Below are 240 nucleotides of genomic sequence, written 5' to 3' on the forward strand. Positions count from 1 at the left end.
TCGTCGGGGTGGTCTGCCTGATCGGTTGGCTCGCCCGGCTCGGCGTCGTGGCGAACCTGCTCTCTCGGCCGGTGCTGGTGGGCTACATGGCGGGCATCGGGCTGCTCATGGTGGTCAGCCAGTACGGCAAGCTCACCAGGCTGACCATCACCGGCAACGCCCCGTGGGAGGAGACCGCGTCCCTGTTCGCCCAACTCGGCGCGGTGCACGTGCCGACGCTGGTGCTCGGGCTGGCGGTCA

1 protein-coding gene is annotated in these 240 nt (G+C 70.0%); it reads left to right on the plus strand.

The features are described from left to right. On the plus strand, nt 1–240 hold a 240-nt coding region (locus tag BN358_RS24170; protein ID WP_198018477.1), incomplete at both ends, for a SulP family inorganic anion transporter.

The organism is Sedimentibacter sp. B4, assembly GCF_000309315.1.
GTDB classification, from domain to species: domain Bacteria; phylum Bacillota; class Clostridia; order Tissierellales; family Sedimentibacteraceae; genus Sedimentibacter; species Sedimentibacter saalensis.